Origin of the sequence: Streptosporangium minutum, from assembly GCF_002149035.1 — a bacterium.
GTDB classification, from domain to species: domain Bacteria; phylum Actinomycetota; class Actinomycetes; order Streptosporangiales; family Streptosporangiaceae; genus Streptosporangium; species Streptosporangium minutum.
Map to the genome: position 1 here is coordinate 1 of NZ_NGFP01000165.1, position 20,941 is coordinate 20,941.

A 20,941-nucleotide genomic window follows, 5' to 3' on the forward strand; every position below is an offset into this window, starting at 1 on the left:
CTCCTGGACCTCCTGGACCTCCCGGACCCCCTCCGTCTCTCCGACCTCCCTGGCCTCTCGGCTCTCCTCCGTCTCCGGAACCTCTCGGACCTCCCGCGCCTCCGACGCGCCGCTGCCTCCCGGAGCCTCTCCGGCCTCCGGTGACGGGCCCGCGTTCGACTCGAACCAGTTGACCCGCTCCCAGCCCGACTTCTCGCCGAACTCCGCCCCCAGCTCCGCGTGCCGTACCCACGCCGGGGAGCGGCGCAGCGGCCGGGCGGCGGTGCGCTCCTCGCCCGGGTAGACGATGTCGTAGTACTTCGAGTAGGAGTCGAGCGCCTTGGCGCGGGCCCACGAGGAGGACCGGGCGTGGCCGCCGAACCGGCGCAGGTCCATGCCGAACACTTCGTACTCGGGCGAGCCGTCCACGATCCACTCGGCCATGATCTTGCCCACGCCGCCCGCGGCGGCCAGGCCGTGGACGCAGAACCCGGCCGCCGCCCACAGGCCGCGGACCGCGGTCTCGCCGAGCAGGAACTCCCCGTCCGGGGTGAACGCCTCGGGCCCGTGGACGACCTTCACGATCCCGGTACGGCCCAGCGCCGGGACCCGCCGGGCCGCCGACTCCCACGATTCCTGAAATTTCGGCATATCGGCCTCGAACAGCGTCCGGGGCTCCTCCAGCGGGTTCCCCGTGTCCCAGATCTCCGGAGTCCGGATATATCCCCCGACCAGGATGCCGCCGCCCTCTTCCCGGAAGTAGACGATGTTGTCGGGGTCCCGAACCGTGGGCATAGACGAGGGGACGTCGAAAGGCTCGGTGACGACATACTGGTGCTTGATCGGCACGACCGGGATGTCCACCCCGGCCAGCCGCCCGACCCGCCCGCTGGCCGCGCCCGCCGCGATGACCACGGTGTCGGCCTGGACCGACCACTCCTCGGCGCCGAGCGCGAGGCGGACCCCGGCGACCTCGCCGCCCACCACGTCGACCCCCGTCACCCGGGTCCCGGTGAAGATCCGTACGCCGAGCTTCTCGGCCCCGGCCGCCAGCGCCCTGGCCAGCAGCGCCGGGTCGAGCCAGCCGTCCCCGGGCAGCCAGAGCGCGGCGCGCACGTCACGCACGTCGAGCAGCGGCAGCATCTCCTTCGCCTCCGCGCCGGAGAGCACCGACAGGCCCAGGCCGTAGGTCTCCCCGGCCCCCGCCAGCCGCAGCGACTCCTCCACCCGCTCGGGCGTGGTCGCCAGGCGGAGGCCGCCCACCCCGCGCCAGCCGGGGTCCATCCCGGTCAGCTCGGCCAGCTCGGGATAGAGACCGGCCGAATACATGATCATCTTGGTCTGGGTGACGGTCGAGCGGAGCTGGCCCACGAAACCGGCCGAGTGCCAGGTGGTCCCCTCGGTCAGCTCGTGCCGCTCGACCAGGATCACCTCGCTCCAGCCGAGCCTGGCCAGATGGTAGGCCACGCTGCATCCGGCCACCCCGCCGCCGATCACGACGGCCCGCGCAGAGTTGGGAAGTTCCAAGGTCGGCAACCCCTCTGTAACAACTCGTCCGCATAATCGGATCAATGGTCTGAAGGTAGGCCAAAGGAGTGCGGCATGCCAGATGCTCTCGCAGACGTCCGCGAATGGGCCGGACAGCCCGTCACCGAGACGCCGATCAAGGGTGGGCTCAGCCACCGGATCGCCCGGCTGGACACGGCCGACGGGCAGCGCTGGCTGCTGCGGGTGCTCGATCCGCGCGTCTCGCAGGCGGGCCTCGGCATCCCCATCGACCAGGAGATCGCCAACACGCTCCGCGCGGCCCGGGCCGGGGTCGGCCCGCGCGTCCTGCACCGCATGCCCGGCGCCCTGCTGCTGGAGTATCTCGACGGCGCCACCCTGGACGCGCACGACGTGCGGACGCTCCCCGGGCCGATCGCGGCGGCCTGCCGCCGCCTGCACGCCGGTCCCCGGTTCGTCAACGACTTCTCCATCTTCCGCAAGCTCGACGAGTTCCTCGCCCTCTGCCATACCCACGGACTGCGCGTACCCGACGGCTACGAGGACCGGCTCCCGGCGGTGGCGCGGATCGAGCGCGCGCTGGCCGCCGACCCGCTGCCGGCCGTCCCCTGCCACAACGACCTGCTGCCGGGCAACCTCATCCGCTGCGGCACGGAGATCAGGATCGTGGACTACCAGCTCTCCGGGAACAACGACCCGGCCTTCGAGCTGGGCGACATCGCCGCCGAGGCGGACTACGACCCGGACCTGGCCGACCGGCTGACCCGCGCCTACTTCGGCGAGGACGATCCCCGGCTGACCGCGAGGGTCCGGCTCAACCTGATCATGTCCAACCTGACCTGGTCCCTCTGGTTCGCCGTGCACCACGGGCTGCTGCGCGAGCAGGCGGCCGCGGCCGACTTCGACTACGACGCGGAGGCGGCCGACAAGTTCGCGCGAGCCGTACGGGACCTGGACGATCCGGGGTTCGGACGGCTCGTCGACGACGTCCGGGGCGGGCGCACGCCCGGCAGCCCGGACGCCCCACCCCCCGATGGTTCCCCGGGCCACCGGACAAGACCCCCCATGTAAGACATCAGGAGGCTTGCATGACCAAGCCAGTGCCACCCCTGGACGAGGACGCGGATGCCAGGAGGCTCGCCGAGCTCGGCTACAAACAGGAGCTCTCCCGGACCTGGAGCGGCTTCTCCAACTTCGCCATCTCCTTCTCGATCATCTCTATCCTCGCCGGGTGTTTCACCACCTTCGGCCAGGCCTGGAACAACGGCGGGCCGATCGCCATCTCGTGGGGCTGGCCACTGATCTCGATCTTCATTCTGATCATCGGCCTGTGCATGTCGGAGCTGGTGTCGGCCTATCCGACCGCCGGCGGCATCTACTGGTGGGCCGCCAAGATGGGCAGGCCGGTCCACGGCTGGTTCACCGGATGGTTCAACCTCATCGGGCTGGTCGCGGTGACCGCCTCGGTAGACTACGGCTGCGCGACGTTCATGAACATCACGATCAACCGGTTCGCCGAGGGCTTCGAGATCTCCCTGGGCAACACCTTCATCCTCTTCACGGTCATCCTGGTGCTGCACGCGCTGATCAACATCTTCAGCCACCGGCTGATCTCCGTGCTGCAGAACGTCTCGGTGTGGTGGCACGTGTTCGGCGCGGCCGTGGTGGTGGCGATCCTGATCTTCGGCCCGGACAGCCACCAGTCGATGTCGTTCGTGTTCACCGAGCGCTTCAACAACTCCGGCTTCTCCGACACGTCGTTCTGGTTCTACGTGCTGCCGCTCGGTTTCCTGCTGACCCAGTACACGATCACCGGCTTCGACGCCTGCGCGCACGTCTCGGAGGAGACCCAGGGCGCCTCGACGGCGGCGGCCCGCGGGCTCTGGCAGTCGATCTTCTACTCCGCGATCGGCGGCTGGGTCCTGCTGCTGGCGTTCCTCTTCGCGGCCACCGACGTGGACGCGGTCAACAAGGAGTTCGGCTTCGTGGGGGCCATCTTCACCTCGTCGCTCACCCCGGTCCTGGCCACCGTGATCTTCGGCATCTCCACGATCGGGCAGTTCTTCTGCGGGATGAGCTGCGTGACCTCGATGTCCCGGATGACCTACGCGTTCTCGCGGGACGGCGGCATCCCCGGCTGGCGGCTCTGGTCGAAGGTCGACAAGAACCGGACGCCGGTCAACGCGATCGTGTTCGGCTGCGTCGCGGCCCTCATCCTGACCCTCCCCGCCCTCTACAAGGCCCCGACCGGCACCCCGCTGGCGTTCTACGCGGTCGTCTCGGTCGCGGTCATCGGCCTCTACATCGCCTTCGCCATCCCGATCTGGCTCCGGCTGAGGATGGGTGACCGCTTCCAGCCCGGCCCGTGGACGCTGGGGGCGAAGTACAAGGTCATGTGCTGGATCGCCGTCATCGAGATCATCGTGGTCTCGGTCTACTTCATCATGCCGCTCGCCCCGGCGGGGGTGCCGTTCAACAGGGACGACCCCGCCACGCCGGGAGACGAGACGTTCACCTGGACCGCGGTCAACTACGCGCCGATCGTGGTCGGGGTGATGGTCCTCGCGGTGGGCCTGTGGTGGGCGCTGTCGGCCCGGCACTGGTTCACCGGGCCGCGCCGTACGGTCGACGAGGACCAGCAGCCGGTCGCCTGATCAGGCCGCCTCGAACGCCTCCGCCACCGCGGCCCGGACCCGGTCCATGGCTCCGGTGGCGGGGGACTTCCGGGACTCCCGGTTCAGCGAGGTCATGTCGACCTCGGGCATGCCGCAGGCGACCGCCCAGTTCCACGGGGTGAGGTCGCCCTCGACGTTGAGGGCGAACCCGTGACTGGTCACGCCCCGGCTCTGCCGCATGCCGATCGAGACGATCTTCCGGCCCGTCTCCGTCGTCCACACGCCGGTGAGCAGCTCGGAGCCGGGCGGGGTGTCACGGCGCTCGGCCGGGATGCCGAGCGCGCCGAGCGCGCGGACGAGCCGGAGCTCGACCTCGCGGACGTAGTCGACGATCCCCTCGTCCGCGCCCAGCTTGACGATCAGATACCCCACGAGCTGGCCGGGCCCGTGGTAGGTGAGCTGCCCGCCGCGACCCGTGCTCACGACCGGGATGCCGTGGGACGGGTCGGGCAGATGCTGCTCCGGCGTGCGCCTGCCGATGGTGTAGACCTGCGGGTGGCTGAGGAGCCAGAGCGTGTCGGGGCGCTCGTCGCGCTGCCGTTGACCGACCAGGTCGGTCATCTGCTCCATGGCCTTCTCGTAGTCGACCAGGTCGTCCTGGATCAGTGACAGGGGGCGTTGCCTCATGCCCCCCAGCTTATTTTCAATACCGGACCGCGGGAGCCTTGGGGACGAGGATCCACATGATCACGTAGGCGACCCAGAGCGGACCCGGGATGAGCGAGAGCAGCAGCCACAGCACCCGGACGACCGTGGGCGACCAGCCGAGGCTGTCGGCGATCCCTCCGCAGACCCCGGCGATGATCTTGTGGTTTCTCGAACGGCGCATTTTCTCTCCCCGGCTGGTTGTTCTTCACCTGTCCAAACGAAGGGCGGAGACCTCCACGTTCCCCGGACATCCCTGAGAAAACCCTGTCAGGGTCGAGCACGGGGCCGGCTGGGCCGGACGGACCGGGCGACCATTCGGGTGAATCGACGTCAATGGGCCTAGGCGAAGGTCGTTGATCACGGTACGTTCCGCCTTAGCAAGGCATGGGGCCCCCGAGTTCCACTCCCCGAGGAGCGTTATGCGCCTACGACGCAACCTGGTCCGGACCGCCACCCTGGTCACGGCCGTCACCCTTCCACTCGCCTTCACCCCGCCGGCGAGCGCGGCCACGGCCGACATCCCGGATGTCCTGGCCAACGCCCTGTCCTCCCAGGTCAAGGGCAAGAACGTCAAGAAGCATCTCGACAGGTTCCAGCAGATCGCCGACGCCAACGGCGGCACCCGCGCGGCGGGCACGCCCGGATACGACGCCTCCCTCGCCTACGTGCGGGACAAGTTGCGGCGGGCCGGCTACAAGGTCTCCACCACCGACGTGGAGTTCCCGGTGAACTGGGAGGAGTTCTCCCCCTCGGTCCTGCAGCAGGTGACGCCGGAGGCCAAGACCTACGCCAACCCGGCCGACTTCGTCACCGTGATCTCCTCAAGCCCCGGTGACGTCACCGCGCAGGTCCAAGTGGTCGACGCGGTGATCCCGGTGCCCGGCACCCCCAACACCTCCACCGCGGGCTGCGAGGCCGCCGACTTCGCCGGGTTCGTGCCGGGCCGGATCGCCCTCATCCAGCGGGGCACCTGCCCGTTCGTCGACAAGGCCACGAACGCGAAGGCGGCGGGCGCGGCCGGTGTGATCTTCTTCAACGAGGGCCAGCCGGGCCGTACCGACCCGTTCGTGTTCGACATCCGCGAGTGGCGTTTCGGCTTCCCGATCGTCATCGCCAGCACCGCCGTCGGCCTCGACCTGGCCGACACCCCGGGCACGACCGTCCGCCTGAAGGTCGACGCCAAGACCACGGTCGGCCAGACCAAGAACCTCATCGCCGACTCCCTGTGGGGCAAGAAGGGCGAGGTCGTGATGGCCGGCGCCCACCTGGACAGCGTCACCGAGGGGCCGGGCATCAACGACAACGGCTCCGGCAGCGCCGCCATCCTGGAGACCGCGCTGAAGCTGGCCTACCTGCCCACGAAGAACAAGGTGCGGTTCGCCTTCTGGGGCGCCGAGGAACTGGGCCTGCTCGGCTCCGACCAGTACGTCGCGGGGCTGTCCCAGGCCGAGCGGGACAAGATCCGGCTCTACCTGAACTTCGACATGGTCGCCTCGCCGAACGACGTCACCTTCCTCTACGACGGCGACGACTCCGACGCCGAGGGCGCCGGAGCGGGTCCGGCCGGATCCGCCGAGATCGAGAAGCTGTTCGAGAAGTTCTACGGCAAGCGCGGCCTGGGCTTCAAGGGGACCGACTTCGACGGCCGCTCCGACTACGGCGCGTTCATCGCGGCGGGCATCCCGGCCGGCGGCATCTTCACCGGCGCCGAAGGCATCAAGACCGCCGAGGAGGCCGCCGTGTTCGGCGGTACGGCGGACGCCCCCTACGACCCCTGCTACCACGCGGCGTGCGACTCCATCACCAACATCAACGCCGCCGCGCTGGACCGCAACTCCCGGGCGATCGGCTACTCCACCGCCTTCTACGCCTACGACCTGTCCACGATCCCCGACCGCGACGCCGCCTCCCTCGCGAGGTCCGCCGCGACCGCCAAGCGGGCGCCGGAGGACGCGGCCCGCTGACCCGTGTCCCGCGGATCCCACCTGACGGCCATCGCAGGTAGCGGATCCGGGGACACCGCCCAAGCGCACCACCACGCTGTACGGCGCGCACCCGCCAGGTGCGCGCCGCTCGGGGGACCCCCACACCTCACAACCCGAGGAGCATGATGCGCAACCTGTGGACCATCGGGATGGCGGCGATCCTGGCCATCCCCCTGGCGCTCACCGCGCCGGCCGCGTCGGCCGCGTCGGCAGCCGTCCCACCGGACATCTCACTCGCCAACGTGAAAGCACACCTCACCCAGCTCCAGTCCATCGCCACCGCCAACGGCGGCAACCGCGCCCACGGCCGCCCCGGCTATCTCGCCTCGGCGAACTACGTCAAGGGCCTGCTCGACGGCGCCGGGTTCACCACCACCCTGCAGTCGTTCACCTACGGCGGCGCGACCGGCTACAACGTCATCGCCGACTGGCCCGGCGGCGACCCGAACGACATCCTCATGGTCGGCGCCCACCTCGACAGCGTGACCGCGGGGCCGGGCATCAACGACAACGGCTCCGGCAGCGCCGCCATCCTGGAGACCGCGCTGGAGGTCTCCCGCCAGGCCCTGGCGCCCACCAAGCACCTCCGCTTCGCCTGGTGGGGCGCCGAGGAGCTGGGCCTGCGCGGCTCGCAGTACTACGTCACCAACCTCCCGGCCGCCGAACGGGCCAAGGTCAAGGGCTACCTGAACTTCGACATGGTGGGCTCCCCCAACGCCGGTTACTTCGTCTACGACGGCGACAACTCCGACGGCGTCGGCTCGGGCCCCGGCCCGGCGGGCTCCGCCCAGCTGGAGGCGACGCTCCAGGCCTACTTCACCTCGATCGGCGTGGCCACCCGGGGCACCGACTTCGACGGCCGCTCCGACTACGGGCCGTTCATCAGCGTCGGCATCCCCGCCGGCGGCACGTTCACCGGCGCGGAGGGCGTCAAGTCCAGCGCCCAGGCCACCCTCTGGGGCGGTACGGCGGGGCAGGCGTTCGACTCCTGCTACCACCGGGCGTGCGACACCACGGCGAACATCAACGACACCGCGCTGAACCGCAACGCCGACGCGATCGCCTACGCGGTGTGGACGACCGCCACGGCCACCCCGCCCGTGACCGTCTGGCAGGACACCTTCGAGACGGCGACCGGCTGGACCGCCAACCCCGGCGGCACCGACACCGCCACCCTCGGCCGGTGGGAGCGGGGCGACCCCGCGGCCACACCTCCAGCGGCGCCAAGCAGCTCGGCACCACCGTCAGCGGCAGCAACGACCTGGTCACCGGACCGCTGGCCGGCGCCTCCGCCGGGGATCACGACATCGACGGCGGCACCACGACCATCCAGTCACCGGCCGTCGCCCTGCCCACCGGCGGGACGCTCAAGCTGAACTTCTCCTGGTACCTGGCACACGGCTCCAACGCCTCCAGCGCCGACTACCTGCGCGTCAAGGTCGTCGGCGCCACCACCACCCAGGTCTTCCAGCAGCTCGGCGCGGCCACCAACCGCAACGGCGCCTGGGCAGTGGCCGACGTGGACATCTCCTCCTACGCCGGGCAGAGCGTCCGGATCCTCATCGAGGCCGCCGACGCCTCCGGCGCCTCGCTCGTCGAGGCCGGCATCGACGACGTCAAGATCACCCGCTAGTGGGAAGGGGTGGGGTACGGCCGCCTCCCGGAGCCGTACCCCACCTCAGCCGGGGCCCGCCGGCCCCGCGTCTGCGGGGTCAGCCCCGGCGGGAACCCCGCAGGGGCAGGCCCACCGAAGCCGGCACATCCCGTTCAAGGCCCGGAGTCAGTCAGCCCTGGGGCCGGGCTTCGACGGGAGACGCTCATCCACATCATCACTGTCAGTCCTCAAAGGAGAAGGTGACCTTCCCGTCGGAGGACCAGGACTTCTTCACCTTCGACGGGGGGTCGTCCCACTGCTGGACGGCGACCTCCCAGTTCCCCGGCGTGGGCGTGAGCCCGCCGACGATCTCCCTGGCCAGATCCGCCCCCTTCTCCAGGTCCGACGCGAAGTCCAGACCGGCCGGCACCCGCTCGCGCGGCACCACCGCCACCGTGGCACCGTCCGTGCTCTGGAAGTCCCAGTTCACCGGCATCGCCCCGCAGGGCTGGGCCACGGCCAGCACGCCGTCGCCGGTGGCACCCGGCCAGATGAACGCGTACAGGTCCGCACCCTCGCACCGGACGTACACCGAGCCCTGGCCGCTCGGATCCGCCTTTACCCTGAACCTCTTGTTGATCTCCTTGAAGCGGCGGCTCTCAATCGTGTGGCTGTTGGGCAGGCCGGCCAGGTTCCGCTCCCCCTTCGTCGCCGGCAGCGTGCCGCTGTGCAGGCAGATGTCCGGCGAGCACGACCGGTCGGAGACGCCGCCGTCATGGATCGCGATCTCCCAGAGGCCCGGTCCCGGCTCGGCCAGCGCGAGCACGCGGTCGAAGTCCTCCCGTGAGAGGGCCGTCTCCGCCGTGATGTCCGCCGGGACCCGCGAGGTCGGGATGGTGAACACCTCGACCTCCACGGTGACCCCCTCCCGGGCTTCTTCGAGCTTGCCGAACGTGGACCACTCCCGCCCCTGCTCGTTTCCGCACCTGCCGTGGTCGACCTGGTCGCCGAGGCGCACGAAGGTCTGGACCGGGCCGGCGCAGTTCACCCGGTAGGAGGTCTTCCCGCTCCTCGGGGTGAAGGAGACCTTCTCCTTCCTTCCCACGTTCGCGAGGCGGACGCCCGCCAGCCGTACGCCCTCTCCCTGAGGCGTCTGCACCGAGGCCGCGATGTTCGACGCCCGCCCCTGCCCGCCGGACAGCAGCACCGGCGTCAGACCCGCCACGACCGCCAGCGCCGCGGCCAGCGTCCCGGCGGCCGCCCACCTGCGCCGCCGGATCCTCCGGCCCCTCGTGACGATCTCCTCCAGCCGGGCGGCGCCCCCGCTGCCGCCCTCGCTGCGCGCCGCGAGCAGCTCCCTCAGGTCGTGCTCGGTGTGGGTCATCGCCTGGCTCCCGTTATCGTCTGAATCCCCTGGTCGACCCGGAGCCGGGTGAGAGCCCTGCCGAGCTGGCTCTTCACCGCCCCGACGGAGCACCCCAGCACGTCGGCCACCTGGGCGAGGGTCATCTCCTCGAAGTAGTGCAGGACGACCACCGCCCGCTGGCGGCCCGACAGCTCGCCGATCGCCGTCCACAGGACGTCCCGGTCGCCGACGTCGCTCGTGAAGTCGCCCGCGTCCGCCCGGTCCGGCAGGACCTCGGTGGGGACCTCCCCCCGCCAGCGCCGCCGCCACCAGGAGGCGTGCGTGTTGGTGATGATCCGATAGACGTACGGATCGGGATCGCCGTCGATCCGCCGCCAGGCGACCCACGCCTTGGCCAGCGCCGTCTGCACCAGGTCCTCGGCGATCGCCCAGTCCCTGGTGAGGAGGTACGCCGTTCTTCGCAGCCGTTCGTGACGCTGCGCGACGTACTCCGCGAACTCAGTCATCCCTGCCTCCACCTCGATGCTCCGAGGATGACTACCGCCGGGACCAGGGCTTCGGTTGACGGGGAATCAGAAAACTTCGGAGGCCTCCATCTCCCGGCGGAGCCGTACCACCTCGGCGGGATCCCAGCCGGGGCGCGGCACCGAGCCCAGCAGCAGCCGGGTGTAGGGGTGCTCGGGCTCGGCGAGCACCTTCGCCACCGGCCCGCTCTCCACCACCCGGCCCCGGTGCAGCACGAGCGTCTCCTCACACAGGTGCCTGATGACCGCGAGATCGTGGCTGACGAACAGCAGCGCCACCCCCGAGTCGCGGCGCACCTGCGCCAGCAGCTCCAGGATCTGCGCCTGGATGGACACGTCGAGTGCCGCGACGGCCTCGTCCAGGACGAGCACCGACGGCTCCACCGCCAGGGCCCGCGCGATCGCCAGCCGCTGGCGCTGGCCGCCGCTGAGCTGGTGCGGCCGGGCGCCCGCCTCCCGCGTGCCGAGACCGACCTGGTCGAGCAGGACGGGGACGCGCGAGCGGTCCTTGCTGTGCAGGCGGAGCACGGCCCGCAGGCACTCGGCGGCGGTCAGCCGCGGATCGAGGGAGACGTAGGGGTCCTGGAAGACCATCTGGATCTCCCTGGCCCGCCTGAGCCTGGCCGCGCGCCCGCGCTCGCGCGGATCCCGGACGCGGCCGTCGACCGTGACGGTGCCGGAGTCGGGGCGGACCAGCCCGACGAGCATGCGGGCGACGGTGGTCTTGCCGGATCCGGACTCGCCGACCAGCCCGAGCGAACCGCCGGAGGGCAGCTCGAAGGAGACCGCGTCGGCCGCGACCGTGCCGGGGAAGGCCTTGCACAGGTTGTGGACGGACAGCATCAGACCGGGCTCCTCTCCTGGACGGCCACCGGGATGAGGCGGCAGGCGGCGACGCCGCCCTCCACCGCGACGGGCCGCGGCGCCCAGGTCTCGCACTCCGCCTCCGCGTGCGGGCATCGGGGGGAGAACGGGCAGCCCGGCAGGAGGTCGTCGAGGGAGGGCGGCCTCCCGGGGATCGGCCGCAGCGGGCGCGGGTCTCCCAGCTCGGGCGTGCAGCCGAGCAGGCCGGCGGTGTAGGGGTGGCGGGGGTCGGCGAACAGGTCGGCGGCGGGCCGCGACTCCACCACGGTTCCGGCGTACAGGACGTGGACCCGATCGCAGAAGGCCGAGGCGAGGTGCAGGTCGTGGGTGATGAAGAGCATCCCGAGGCCGCGCTCGGCCTGCACGGTGCGGAGCAGGGCCAGGGTCTCGGCCTGGGTGGTGACGTCGAGGGCGCTGGTGGCCTCGTCGGCCAGGATCAGCGCCGGATCGGCCGCCAGCGCGGCGGCGATCACGACCCGCTGCAGCATGCCTCCGGACAGTTCGTGGGGATACTGCCGCAGGCGGCGCTCCGGGTCGCGCATGCCGACCGCCGCGAGGAGCTCCGCCGCACGGGACCTGGCCTCGGCCGCGGGGCGGCCGAGCGTCAGGATCATGCGCTCGGTGAGGAAGTCGCCGATCCTCCTGACGGGGTTGAGCGACGACCGGGGATCCTGGTAGATCATCGAGACGTCCGAGGCGCGGAGGGCGCGGAGCCGCGCGTCGTCCATCGTCAGCACGTCCTCGCCCCCGACCAGGACCCGGCCGGAGACCCGGGCCCCCTGGGGCAGCAGCCGCAGCACCGCGCGGGCGATGGTCGACTTGCCCGAACCGGACTCGCCGACGAGACCGACGATCTCACCGCGCCGCACCTGGAGCGCGACGTCCCGCAGGATCGGCCGGCGGCCGCCCGCCTCCAGAGTGAGGTCTTCCACGGACAGCAGCATCAGAGCCTCCTCGTGCCCAGCCGGTCGGCCAGCCTGACACCGATCACGTTGAAGGACACGACCACCAGGGCGATGGCCGCGCCGGGGACCAGGACGGGCAGGAAGGCCCCCTGGACGATGGCCGCCTGGCCCTCCTTGACCATGAGCCCCCAGTCGGACGAGGGCGGCTGGGCGCCGAAGCCGAGGAAGCTCAGCGTGGCCAGGCTCATCAGCCCCTCACCGAACAGCACGACCAGATAACCCACCAGGGACCGGGCCAGGTTGGGGATGAGGTGCCGCACGCAGATGGCCAGGCTCCCCATGCCCTGGACCCGGTAGGCGTCGATGTACGGCTTCGCGCACTCGGTGATCGCGATGCTCCGGGTGTATTTGGCGATGGTGGGCGCGTAGGCCAGGCCCAGCGCGAGGACCGCCGTGGTCATCCCGTTGCCGAAGACGGCCACCACCAGGACCACGAAGAGCAGGCCGGGGAAGGCGTACATCACGTCGGTCACCCGGGACAGCACGGCGTCCACCCAGCCCCGCGACCACGCGGCCAGCGTGCCGATCGCGACGCCGACGACCGAGGCGACGGCCAGCAGGACGAGCGGGCCGATCAGCGAGGTCCGCGCGCCGTACATGACCCTGGAGAGCAGGTCGCGACCCGACTGGTCGGCGCCGAGCAGGTGCTCGGGGGTCGCCGGGGAGAGCGAGACCGCGAAGTCGATGGCGTCGGGCCTGTACGGCGCGGCCAGTGGCGCGAGGATCGCGCAGAGCACGACCACGGCCAGGAAGACCGAGGCCAGCCGGGATCCGACGGGTCCTGCGCCCACGAGTGCCGCGATGCGCCGTCTTCCCCGCCCCGGGAAGGCCGGGGCCTGTCCCGGCGGGGCGGGGGCCTGTCCCGGACCGGAGGGCGCGTCCCCGACGTCGGGCTCCCCGCGGAGGACGGGGCTGTCCGGCTTCATGCCCGGCTCCTTTCGATCCGCGCCCGCGGGTCGATGAGCGGCTGCGCCAGCTCGACCAGCGTGGTCACCGTGATGTAGGCGACGACCATGAGCAGCAGCACGGCCTGGGTCACCGGGAAGTCGTGGGTGTTGATGGCGCCGACCAGCAGCGAGCCGATGCCGCTGAGCCCGAACACGGTCTCGACGGTCACCGTCCCGGCGAGCATGCCCGCGCTGACCAGGCCGCACATCGTCACGACGGGCCCGAGGGCGCCGCGGAAGACGTGCCGCACCACGATGAGCCGCTCGGCCAGGCCCGAGGCCCGCGCGACCGTGACGTGGTCGAGCTCGCGCTGCTCCACCATGGCCTGCCGGGTGACCCGGCTGATGATCGCGACGGCGCCCAGCGCGAGGGTGATCGCGGGCAGGGTCAGGTGCGTGAACGATCCGCCGCCGGCCACCGGGAACCAGCCGAGCTGCACACCGAAGACCGAGATCAGCGCGGTCGCGGCGACGAACGGCGGGACCGAGGTCGCGAACGTGGTGCCGGCCACGACCGTCGAGTCCGTCCGGCCGCCCCGCACCGCGGCGAGGACGCCGAGGGCGACGCCGATCACGACGAACAGCACGGTGGCGTAGGCGACCAGGCCGAGGGTCGTCGGCAGCCGGGCGGCCAGCAGGTCCAGGACCTCGTCGTTGTACTGGAAGGAGCGGCCCAGGTCACCGTTGAGCGCGTCCCAGAGCCAGCGGCCGTACTGGACGGAGAAGGGGTCGTCCAGGTGGTACTGCGCCCGGACCGCGGCGAGATACTCGGGCGTGAGGTTCTCCTTGCCGCCGGCCAGGAACGTGACCGGGTCGCCGGGGGCCGCGTAGGCGGCTCCGAAGATGATGAACGACGTGGCCAGCAACGTCGCGACCAGACCCGCCAGCTTGCGGGCCACGCGCAGCGCCATGCTGCTCCTTCCTTGGCGGGGTACGGCTCCTCGGCGGGGACGCGGCCCGCGCCGGGGGCGGCGCGGGCCGTGCCGGATGTCAGCCCGCCGCTCCCAGATCGGTCGCCCAGGGGTAACCGAAGTAGGTCATGGAGGCGGGCGGGCCGGTCACCTTCTTGTTGAGCACGACGGTGGAGGGCACCTCGACGAGGGAGATCCACACCATGTCGGCGGTGAACCTGTCCTGCAGGTCGATGACGTGCTTGGCGCGCTGGGCGTCGTCGGTGGTCTCCAGCGCCTTGGCCACCAGCGCGTCGTAGTCCGGCGAGTCGAAGCCGACCCAGTTGTTGGAGGAGCCCGACAGTCCGTTGTCGTAGAACCCGATGGGGTCGCTCTTGGTGATGTACCAGTCGTCGGGGACCAGGTCGACCTGGGCGCGCTTGGCCTTGTCGGTGTAGAAGGCGCCGAACTCCGAGCTGGGGACCGTCTTGATCTCGGCGGCCAGACCGAGCTTCCCTGCCGCGTCGACGACCGCGTTGGCGATCACCGAGCGCGCCTGGTCGCCGTCGGTGGCGACCACGATGGGCGTGGCGGGCGAGCCGGCCTCCTGGACGAGCTTCTTCGCCTCGGCCATCGTGGCGTCGTCGGGAGCGGCGGGAGCCCCCTGAAGCCGGTCGTAGGCCTCCTGGAACGCGGGCCTCTCATAGGACCAGGCGCCCGCGCCGACCGGGACCTTCCAGGGCCGGGCCAGCCCGGCGAAGCCCGACTTGGCGATGCCGGACCGGTCGATCGCCAGGGAGAGCGCCCGGCGGATCCTCGGGTCCTTCAGGGTCCCGCGGTCGGTCGGCAGGAGAACGAACACCCGTGTCGTCGGGCCGTAGGCGACGTTGACGGCCGGGTTCTCGGCCAGGGCGACGGCGGCGCCGGTCTCGGCCAGGTAGGCCCCGTCGGCCGCGGCGGTGACCAGGCTGTTGACCATGGCGCTGTCGTCGGCCCAGCGGAAGGTGACCGCCTTGGTCAGCGGCTTGACGTCCTTGTTCCAGTAGGCGTCGTCACGCTCGATGGTGATCTCGGTGCCCGACCTCCACTCGCCGAGCCGGTAGGGACCCGAACAGGCGTCCTCGTGGCCGGGGGTGCCGTAGTCCTTGCCGAGGCGTTCGACGACCTTCCGGTTGAGCACGATCCCGGCGTCACCGGCCATGGCCTGGATGAACAGGGCGTTCGCCTTCTTGAAGGTGATCGTCACCTGGTCGTCGCCGGTCTTCTTCACCGACTCGACGTCCTCGAACTCGTCGGACTCGTTCATGCCCTCGGCGGCGTGGCGCTCCAGGCTCCACACGACGTCGGCGGCGGTCATCGGCGTGCCGTCGTGGAAGGTCGTGCCCGCGCGCAGGGTGAAGACCATTGTGGTGGGGGTGGGCTGGTCGACCTTCTCGGCCAGCCACGGCTTGATCGTCATGTCGGGCTGGGTCTGCATGAGCCGCTCGCAGACGTTGGTCATGACGGTCCGGTTGGGCGTGCCGCCGTCGATGTCCAGGTCGAGGGTGCCCGGCTCCTCGCCGAGCAGCCAGGTGGCCTTCTCCAGCGGGCCCGCCGCCTTGGCGGTCTGGTTGACGAGCGTGAGGCTCGCGACGTCGGGGGTCTTGGTGGTCGCGGCGGTGCCTCCGCAGGCGGCGGTCAGGCCGACGAGACCGGCCAGGACCAGGCAGCGTGTCGTTTTCATCAGATGGGGGTCTTCTCTCATCTCGGGCACGGCGTTCACTCGCCGCCCGGTCCGTCGTAGAGGTTCCAGGGCACGCGGTCGTACTCGTGGTCGCAGGGCGTGCCGGCAGTGATGAGGTAGTCGCCCGTGGTGAGGTCGACACAGCTCGACAGCAGGGTGGCCCACCGCCTGACGGCGGGCCGGTTCTCGTCGGGGTGGGTGCAGAGGGACTCGGGGAAGCCGAGGTGGTCCGACATGGCGGTCCGGATGAGCTTGCGGGCCTCGTCGGAGCCCGAGGCGTCACGGCAGCGGCGCAGGCCCAGCTCCGCCCGGGGCACCCGGAACAGGGAGTCGGCCGCGGCGGGGCGGTAGGACGCCGCGAGCTGCGGGGGGACGAAAGCCTGGTAGTGGTTGCCGTGCACGAGCAGGCCGTCGGTGGGATACATCCAGCCGACCGGGCCGGGGGTGGTCTCCAGGTCGATGGCGAAACCCTCGCGGTGGGTGACCAGCGCGTTGCTCGCGATGTGGGCCCTGGACCCGGTGAGCGCCTCCAGCGCGGCGTTGAGGTCGGGGCTGTCGAGCACCCGGCGGCGGATGACGGTCTGCGGGATGCCGACCGCGTCGTCGAACCGGCCGCCGAGGCCGTTGGCGTTCAGCGCGATGCCCGCGGAGTTGGCGCCCTGGCGGCCGATCTGCCCGGCCTCCACATGCATGATCACCGTTGGTCTGGGCGGCTGGACGATGCGCAGCACCATCACCGTGTCGGCGACGCCGGAACGCCAGTCCCAGTTCTGGCCGGCGTAGACGTGGCCGTCGCCGGAGGCCTCGGGGAGCAGCGCGAACGAGGTGCAGCCGTCGGGGGCGCCGTCGTCTCCGCCGGCTCCGGCCGCTCCGTTCATCCGGGCGAAGGTGTCGTCGTAGATGATCTCGCCGCGGGCGTTGAGTGCGAGGATGTCGAGAAGACCCAGGCCGGCGCCCTCGGCGATGCCCTCCATCTCCTCGACCAGATCGGGGGCGAAGCCCCGCGAGACCTCCACCCAGCGGGTGGCGCGGTCGGTGACCTGGCCCCAGGTGAGCCCGGAGGAGTGGCCGAACGCCTCGGTGTAGTAGGCCAGCGCCCGGTGGATCGGCTCACGGGCCTGCTCGCCGTACTGGCGACCGCGGTCGCGGGGCGCGCCGGAGATCTCGACGAGCGGCAGCGGGTTGGGGCTCAATAGGACTCCTAGCACGGGAAGGCCGTGTAACGTTCATTTCAGATGTCACGGAATCTGTAATGACGTTTCCTGAGACAGAGTAATGCTCGATACACAGGAGTCAACAGTCGTAATGGAAAATACACACAGCCCGATTGAGCAGCTCAGGTCGGTCGTCCGCCAGCTGTGGGACGAGCTCTCGCCCGCCGAGCGCGCCGTGTGCCAGTTCCTGATCTCCTGCCCGCCCGAGCAGATCCTGTTCTCCAGCGCCCAGGAGCTCGGCGGCGCGAGCGGCACCAGCAACGCCACGGTGGTGCGGACCATGCAACGGCTGGGCTTCGGCGGGCTGCCAGGCCTGAAGCGGGCGCTCGCGGCCGAGTTCAGCTCGGCCGTGCCGCCGGACGTCCGGCTGCAGCAACGGATCACTCACGTCGGCCACGACCTGTCGGCCATCTGGACCCGGGTCTTCGACGAGGCACGGGAACGGCTGGAGCACAGCCACCGGCTCTGGGACCAGCAGGCGTTCCAGCGCGCGGTGGAGGTGCTCGCGGGCGCGGGCTCGACCCTGGTCTACGGCGTCGGGGCCTCCGAGCCCGCCGCCCGGCACCTGGCGCTCAAACTGGGCCGGCGCGGACACCGGGCGCGCTCCACGGGCGCCACGGGCTTCGCCCTCGCCGACGAGCTGCTCCCGCTCGCCCATGGGGACGCCGTCGTCGTCTTCCAGCCGGGCAGGCGCCTGCGCGAGATAGAGGTGCTGGTCGACCGGGCCAAGGCCGTGGGCGCGGGAGTGGTCCTCATCTCCGACGAGCTGGGCGACGCGTTCGCCGACCGGGTGGACGCCGCGCTCTCCGCCCCGCACACCCCCACCGGCATCACGGCCGAGCCGCTGACCGGCATCATCGTGGCCGACGCGTTGCTGCTGGCCATCGACTCCCTGGACGAGAACCGCTCGGTGGAGCACTCCCATCAGCTCAGCGCGCTGCGCGAGCAGCTCCTCGGCCCCCAGGAATCCCGCGCCCGCCGATCGGCTCCAGCCGGATGACGGAGTCACGGGAAGTCCCGCGCTCCGCTAGCCTCGCGTAGGTTACGCACGCGCTGGGACGGAAGGTGCCCAAGTTGATCGGCTGGTTCGAAGCGGTGGTCCTCGGGCTCATTCAGGGATTGACGGAGTTTCTACCGATCTCCTCCAGTGCCCACATCAGGGTCGTGTCGGCGTTCTTCGGCTGGGAGGACCCCGGGGCCGCGTTCACCGCGGTGATCCAGCTCGGCACCGAGGCCGCGGTGGTGATCTACTTCCGCAAGGAGATCTGGGAGATCATCTCCACCTGGACCAGAGCCCTGTGGACGCCCGACCTCCGCAAGCACTACGCCGCCCGGATGGGCTGGTACGTGATCATCGGCACCCTGCCGATCGTCGTCCTCGGCCTGGCCTTCAAGGACCCCATCGAGACCGCCTTCCGCGACCTGCGCCTGATCGGCACGACGCTGATCGTCTTCGGGCTGGTCCTCTGGTTCGCCGACCACACCGCACGCAACAAGCTCACGCTGGACAGGCACCTCAGCTTCACGCACGCCCTGATCTACGGCTTCGCGCAGTCGCTCGCCCTGATCCCGGGCGTCTCGCGCTCCGGCGGCACGATCAGCGCCGGCCTGCTGCTGGACTACCGCCGGGAGCAGGCCGCGAAGTACTCCTTCCTGCTGGCCATCCCGGCCGTGCTGGGCGCGGGCTTCCTGGAGCTGTTCAAGATCGGTGAAGGGAAGGCCCCCGACTGGGGCCCGACGATCCTGGCCACCGTGATCTCGTTCATCGTCGGCTACGCCGCGGTGTCGTGGTTCCTGAAGTACATCAGCACCCACCGCTTCACCGGCTTCGTGATCTACCGGATCCTCCTCGGCGTCGCCATCATCGCCCTGGTGAGCTTCGGCGTCCTGTCGCCCACCTCCTAGGCCCGTCGCCCCTGGACGCGCCCTTTCAGCTCAGGTGGTCGCGCAGGGGCTGTGACCGGGAGGGGTGCCGGAGTCTGGACATGGTCTTGGACTCGATCTGGCGGATCCGTTCGCGGGTGACGCCGTAGACCCTGCCGATCTCGTCCAGGGTCCGGGGCCTGCCGTCGGCGAACCCGAACCGCATCGAGATCACGCCCGCCTCACGCCCGGTCAACGTGGCGAGCAGCGCGCGCACCTGCTCCTGGAGCAGGGTGAAGGCGACCGCCGCCTCCGGGGTGACGGCCTCCGCGTCCTCGATCACGTCACCGAGCTCGCTGTCGCCCTCGTCGCCGAGCGGCGTGTGCAGGGAGATCGGTTCGCGGCCGTGGCCCCGGATCTCGGTGACCTTCTCCGGCGTCAGGCCGAGCTCGGCCGCGATCTCCTCCGGCGTCGGCTCGCGCCCCAGGTCGCGCAGGAGCTGCCGCTCCGCCCGGGACACCTTGTTGATCATTTCGACCATGTGGACCGGGACGCGGATGGTGCGCGCCTGGTCGGCCATAGCCCGGCTGATCGACTGCTTGATCCACCAGGTGGCGTAGGTGGAGAACTTGAACCCCAGCCTGTGGTCGAACTTCTCGACGGTGCGGATCAGGCCCAGGTTGCCCTCCTGGATCAGGTCCAGGAGGGGCACGCCACGTCCGGCGTAGCGCTTGGCGATCGAGACGACCAGCCGCAGATTGGCCTCCACGAAACGGTCCTTGGCGCGGCGGCCGTCGTCGGCGACGCACTCCAGCTCGGCCCTCAGGGCCGCCGGGAGCCCTTCGGCGTCGAGGCGTTCCCGGGCGAACAGGCCCGCCTCGACGCGCCGGGCCAGCTCGACCTCCTGCTCGGCGGTGAGCAGGGGGATCCTGGCGATCTGCCGGAGGTAGTCCCTGACCGGGTCGGAGGTGGCGCCCATCTCGGCCTTCAGGAGCGTCAGGACTTCGTCGCCGGTCTGGGTGACGGTGGAACCGAGTGACAAGGCAGGCACCTCTCGTAGGGGGCGGGGGAACGGCGGTCTGTTCAGTAGGTGCGGGACCGCGCCTGGTGGAGAGGGCGGCGGGCGAGGTCCGTCCTGCCGGTGGAGCGCGCGTGCTCGTGCTCGCGGCGGCGCGGCCGGTACGGCCCGGCGTCCGGGGCCGCAGAAGCGCGGGCACCCTCGGGGAAGGAGGCGTCGAGCTTGACCACGGCGCCGGCGGCCGAGACGCGGAAGGCGGGGGCTACCTGGGGGTTCATACGGTCTCCATCCGTAAACCTTGTGCTGGACATAAATTTAGGTCGGCATCGATCTGTTGTCAACATAAAAACAGGTCGAACCTAAAAATATGTCGAACCTGTGAGAGGATGGCAGCATGAGCACAGAGACAACGGGCCTGCGGGAGCTGAAGAAACGCGAGACCCGCCAGACCATCTCGGACCACGCGACCCGGCTGTTCATGGAGCGCGGCTTCGACAGGACGACCATCGCCGACATCGCGACGGCGGCCAGGGTGGCCAAGATGACCGTCACCAACTACTTCCCGCGCAAGGAGGATCTGGCCCTCGACCACCATGAGGAGTTCGTGGCCGGCCCGGCCCGCACGGTCGCGGAGCGGGAGCCCGGCGAATCGGCCCTCGCCGCGCTCAGGCGCGCGTTCTTCACGGGGGTGGAGCGCCACGACCCCGTCATCGGCTTCTCCGGCGCCCGGTTCGCCCGCATGATCGCCGACAGCCCGACGCTGGTGGCCCGCATCCGCGATCTGCACGACCTGCGCGAAGACGCCCTGACCGAGGTCCTGGCCGCCGAGACCGGAGCCGAGCCGTACGCCACCCTCCCGCGCGCGGTGGCCACCCAGCTCGGCGGCGCCCACCGCGTGCTCTTCGCCGAGGTGCAGCGCCACACCCTCGACGGCCGGGGCAACCAGGAGATCGCCGCCGCCGTCGCCGAATCCGCCCGCCAGGTCTTCGACCTGCTGGAGCCCTCCGTCGGCGGCTATGCCGTACGGCGGGCGGCGGGCTGACGCGGCCGGGCCACCCGCGACGCGGCCGGCGTCCACCGGTAGGTCGCCGACGTGAACAGCCGCGCGAAGACGCCGGACGCCGTCGCCGGAGACTGCGACCCCGTCCCTCGCACACGCCTGGCCCCGCCCGTTCCGGCC

Annotated in this window: 19 protein-coding genes and 1 pseudogene; 7 read left to right on the plus strand and 13 right to left on the minus strand. The window is 70.8% G+C overall.

The features are described from left to right. Positions 1-1,506 (minus strand): FAD-dependent oxidoreductase (locus tag CA984_RS29155; RefSeq protein ID WP_165781459.1); only part of this gene is annotated, 1,506 nt, incomplete at its 3' end. 75 nt (positions 1,507-1,581) lie between these two features. Here CA984_RS29155 and CA984_RS29160 point away from each other — a divergent pair. Together CA984_RS29160 and CA984_RS29165 are read left to right on the plus strand one after the other, a co-directional pair. Continuing rightward, positions 1,582-2,556: a phosphotransferase gene (locus CA984_RS29160; protein WP_086576721.1), complete on the plus strand. Its 975-nt coding sequence runs from the start codon at positions 1,582-1,584 to the stop codon at positions 2,554-2,556. A 17-nt stretch (positions 2,557-2,573) separates the two neighbouring features. Then, on the plus strand, positions 2,574-4,139 hold the full coding sequence (locus tag CA984_RS29165) for an amino acid permease (protein ID WP_086576722.1): 1,566 nt from the start codon (positions 2,574-2,576) through the stop codon (positions 4,137-4,139). Here the strand turns inward: CA984_RS29165 and lipB are convergent, their stop codons facing one another. Both lipB and CA984_RS29175 read right to left on the minus strand, forming a co-directional pair. After that, positions 4,140-4,787: a lipoyl(octanoyl) transferase LipB gene (gene lipB, locus CA984_RS29170; protein WP_086576723.1), complete on the minus strand. Its 648-nt coding sequence runs from the start codon at positions 4,785-4,787 to the stop codon at positions 4,140-4,142. A gap of 16 nt (positions 4,788-4,803) precedes the next feature. Next, positions 4,804-4,989, minus strand: coding sequence for a PspC domain-containing protein (locus CA984_RS29175; RefSeq protein WP_012887554.1), 186 nt, complete (start codon positions 4,987-4,989; stop codon positions 4,804-4,806). Positions 4,990-5,227: 238 nt separating this feature from the next. Here CA984_RS29175 and CA984_RS29180 point away from each other — a divergent pair, with 238 nt between their 5' ends. Both CA984_RS29180 and CA984_RS29185 read left to right on the plus strand, forming a co-directional pair. Next, positions 5,228-6,772 carry a M28 family peptidase gene (locus CA984_RS29180; RefSeq protein WP_086576724.1) on the plus strand — a complete coding sequence of 515 codons (1,545 nt, stop codon included), beginning with the start codon at positions 5,228-5,230 and terminating at the stop codon, positions 6,770-6,772. Positions 6,773-6,915: 143 nt separating this feature from the next. Continuing rightward, positions 6,916-8,169, plus strand: a complete 1,254-nt coding sequence (locus tag CA984_RS29185; RefSeq protein WP_242676238.1) for a M28 family metallopeptidase — start codon at positions 6,916-6,918, stop codon at positions 8,167-8,169. 459 nt (positions 8,170-8,628) lie between these two features. Here the strand turns inward: CA984_RS29185 and CA984_RS29190 are convergent, their stop codons facing one another. The 8 genes from CA984_RS29190 to CA984_RS29225 all read right to left on the minus strand — a co-directional run bounded on the left by CA984_RS29190 (position 8,629) and on the right by CA984_RS29225 (position 16,859). Beyond that, the gene (locus CA984_RS29190) at positions 8,629-9,771 is read right to left on the minus strand and encodes a hypothetical protein (RefSeq protein WP_086576725.1); all 1,143 of its coding nucleotides are present in this window, start codon (positions 9,769-9,771) and stop codon (positions 8,629-8,631) included. Continuing rightward, a complete protein-coding gene (locus tag CA984_RS29195; RefSeq protein ID WP_086576726.1) occupies positions 9,768-10,259 on the minus strand; it encodes a SigE family RNA polymerase sigma factor in 492 nt (163 codons plus the stop codon). The genes CA984_RS29190 and CA984_RS29195 overlap by 4 nt, the downstream gene beginning before the upstream one ends. Before the next feature lie 66 nt (positions 10,260-10,325). Next, a complete protein-coding gene (locus CA984_RS29200; RefSeq protein WP_086576727.1) occupies positions 10,326-11,120 on the minus strand; it encodes an ABC transporter ATP-binding protein in 795 nt (264 codons plus the stop codon). Next, a complete protein-coding gene (locus CA984_RS29205) occupies positions 11,120-12,085 on the minus strand; it encodes an ABC transporter ATP-binding protein (RefSeq protein WP_086576728.1) in 966 nt (321 codons plus the stop codon). Before CA984_RS29205 ends, CA984_RS29200 begins: the two co-directional genes overlap by 1 nt. Further along, the gene (locus CA984_RS29210; RefSeq protein WP_086576729.1) at positions 12,085-13,032 is read right to left on the minus strand and encodes an ABC transporter permease; all 948 of its coding nucleotides are present in this window, start codon (positions 13,030-13,032) and stop codon (positions 12,085-12,087) included. Before CA984_RS29210 ends, CA984_RS29205 begins: the two co-directional genes overlap by 1 nt. Continuing rightward, positions 13,029-13,964 carry an ABC transporter permease gene (locus CA984_RS29215; RefSeq protein ID WP_086576730.1) on the minus strand — a complete coding sequence of 312 codons (936 nt, stop codon included), beginning with the start codon at positions 13,962-13,964 and terminating at the stop codon, positions 13,029-13,031. Before CA984_RS29215 ends, CA984_RS29210 begins: the two co-directional genes overlap by 4 nt. A 79-nt stretch (positions 13,965-14,043) precedes the next feature. Next, positions 14,044-15,666, minus strand: a complete 1,623-nt coding sequence (locus CA984_RS29220) for an ABC transporter substrate-binding protein (protein ID WP_207621081.1) — start codon at positions 15,664-15,666, stop codon at positions 14,044-14,046. Positions 15,667-15,701: 35 nt separating this feature from the next. Beyond that, complete coding sequence (locus tag CA984_RS29225) at positions 15,702-16,859, minus strand: C45 family autoproteolytic acyltransferase/hydrolase (protein WP_086576731.1); 1,158 nt, start codon at positions 16,857-16,859, stop codon at positions 15,702-15,704. 112 nt (positions 16,860-16,971) lie between these two features. Here CA984_RS29225 and CA984_RS29230 point away from each other — a divergent pair, with 112 nt between their 5' ends. Together CA984_RS29230 and CA984_RS29235 are read left to right on the plus strand one after the other, a co-directional pair. Continuing rightward, a complete protein-coding gene (locus tag CA984_RS29230) occupies positions 16,972-17,880 on the plus strand; it encodes a MurR/RpiR family transcriptional regulator (protein ID WP_207621083.1) in 909 nt (302 codons plus the stop codon). Between the two features lie 65 nt (positions 17,881-17,945). Continuing rightward, positions 17,946-18,785 (plus strand): undecaprenyl-diphosphate phosphatase, encoded by an 840-nt coding sequence (locus CA984_RS29235; RefSeq protein WP_207621084.1) that lies wholly within the window; start codon positions 17,946-17,948, stop codon positions 18,783-18,785. Positions 18,786-18,810: 25 nt separating this feature from the next. Here the strand turns inward: CA984_RS29235 and CA984_RS29240 are convergent. Both CA984_RS29240 and CA984_RS29245 read right to left on the minus strand, forming a co-directional pair. After that, a pseudogene (locus CA984_RS29240) lies at positions 18,811-19,719 on the minus strand (RNA polymerase sigma factor); the annotation flags it as partial. 107 nt (positions 19,720-19,826) lie between these two features. Continuing rightward, entirely contained in the window at positions 19,827-20,039 is a 213-nt protein-coding gene (locus CA984_RS29245; RefSeq protein ID WP_086576734.1) for a hypothetical protein, read from the minus strand. A 116-nt stretch (positions 20,040-20,155) separates the two neighbouring features. Here CA984_RS29245 and CA984_RS29250 point away from each other — a divergent pair, with 116 nt between their 5' ends. Continuing rightward, on the plus strand, positions 20,156-20,803 hold the full coding sequence (locus CA984_RS29250) for a TetR/AcrR family transcriptional regulator (protein WP_086576735.1): 648 nt from the start codon (positions 20,156-20,158) through the stop codon (positions 20,801-20,803). The last annotated feature ends 138 nt before the right edge of the window (positions 20,804-20,941 follow it).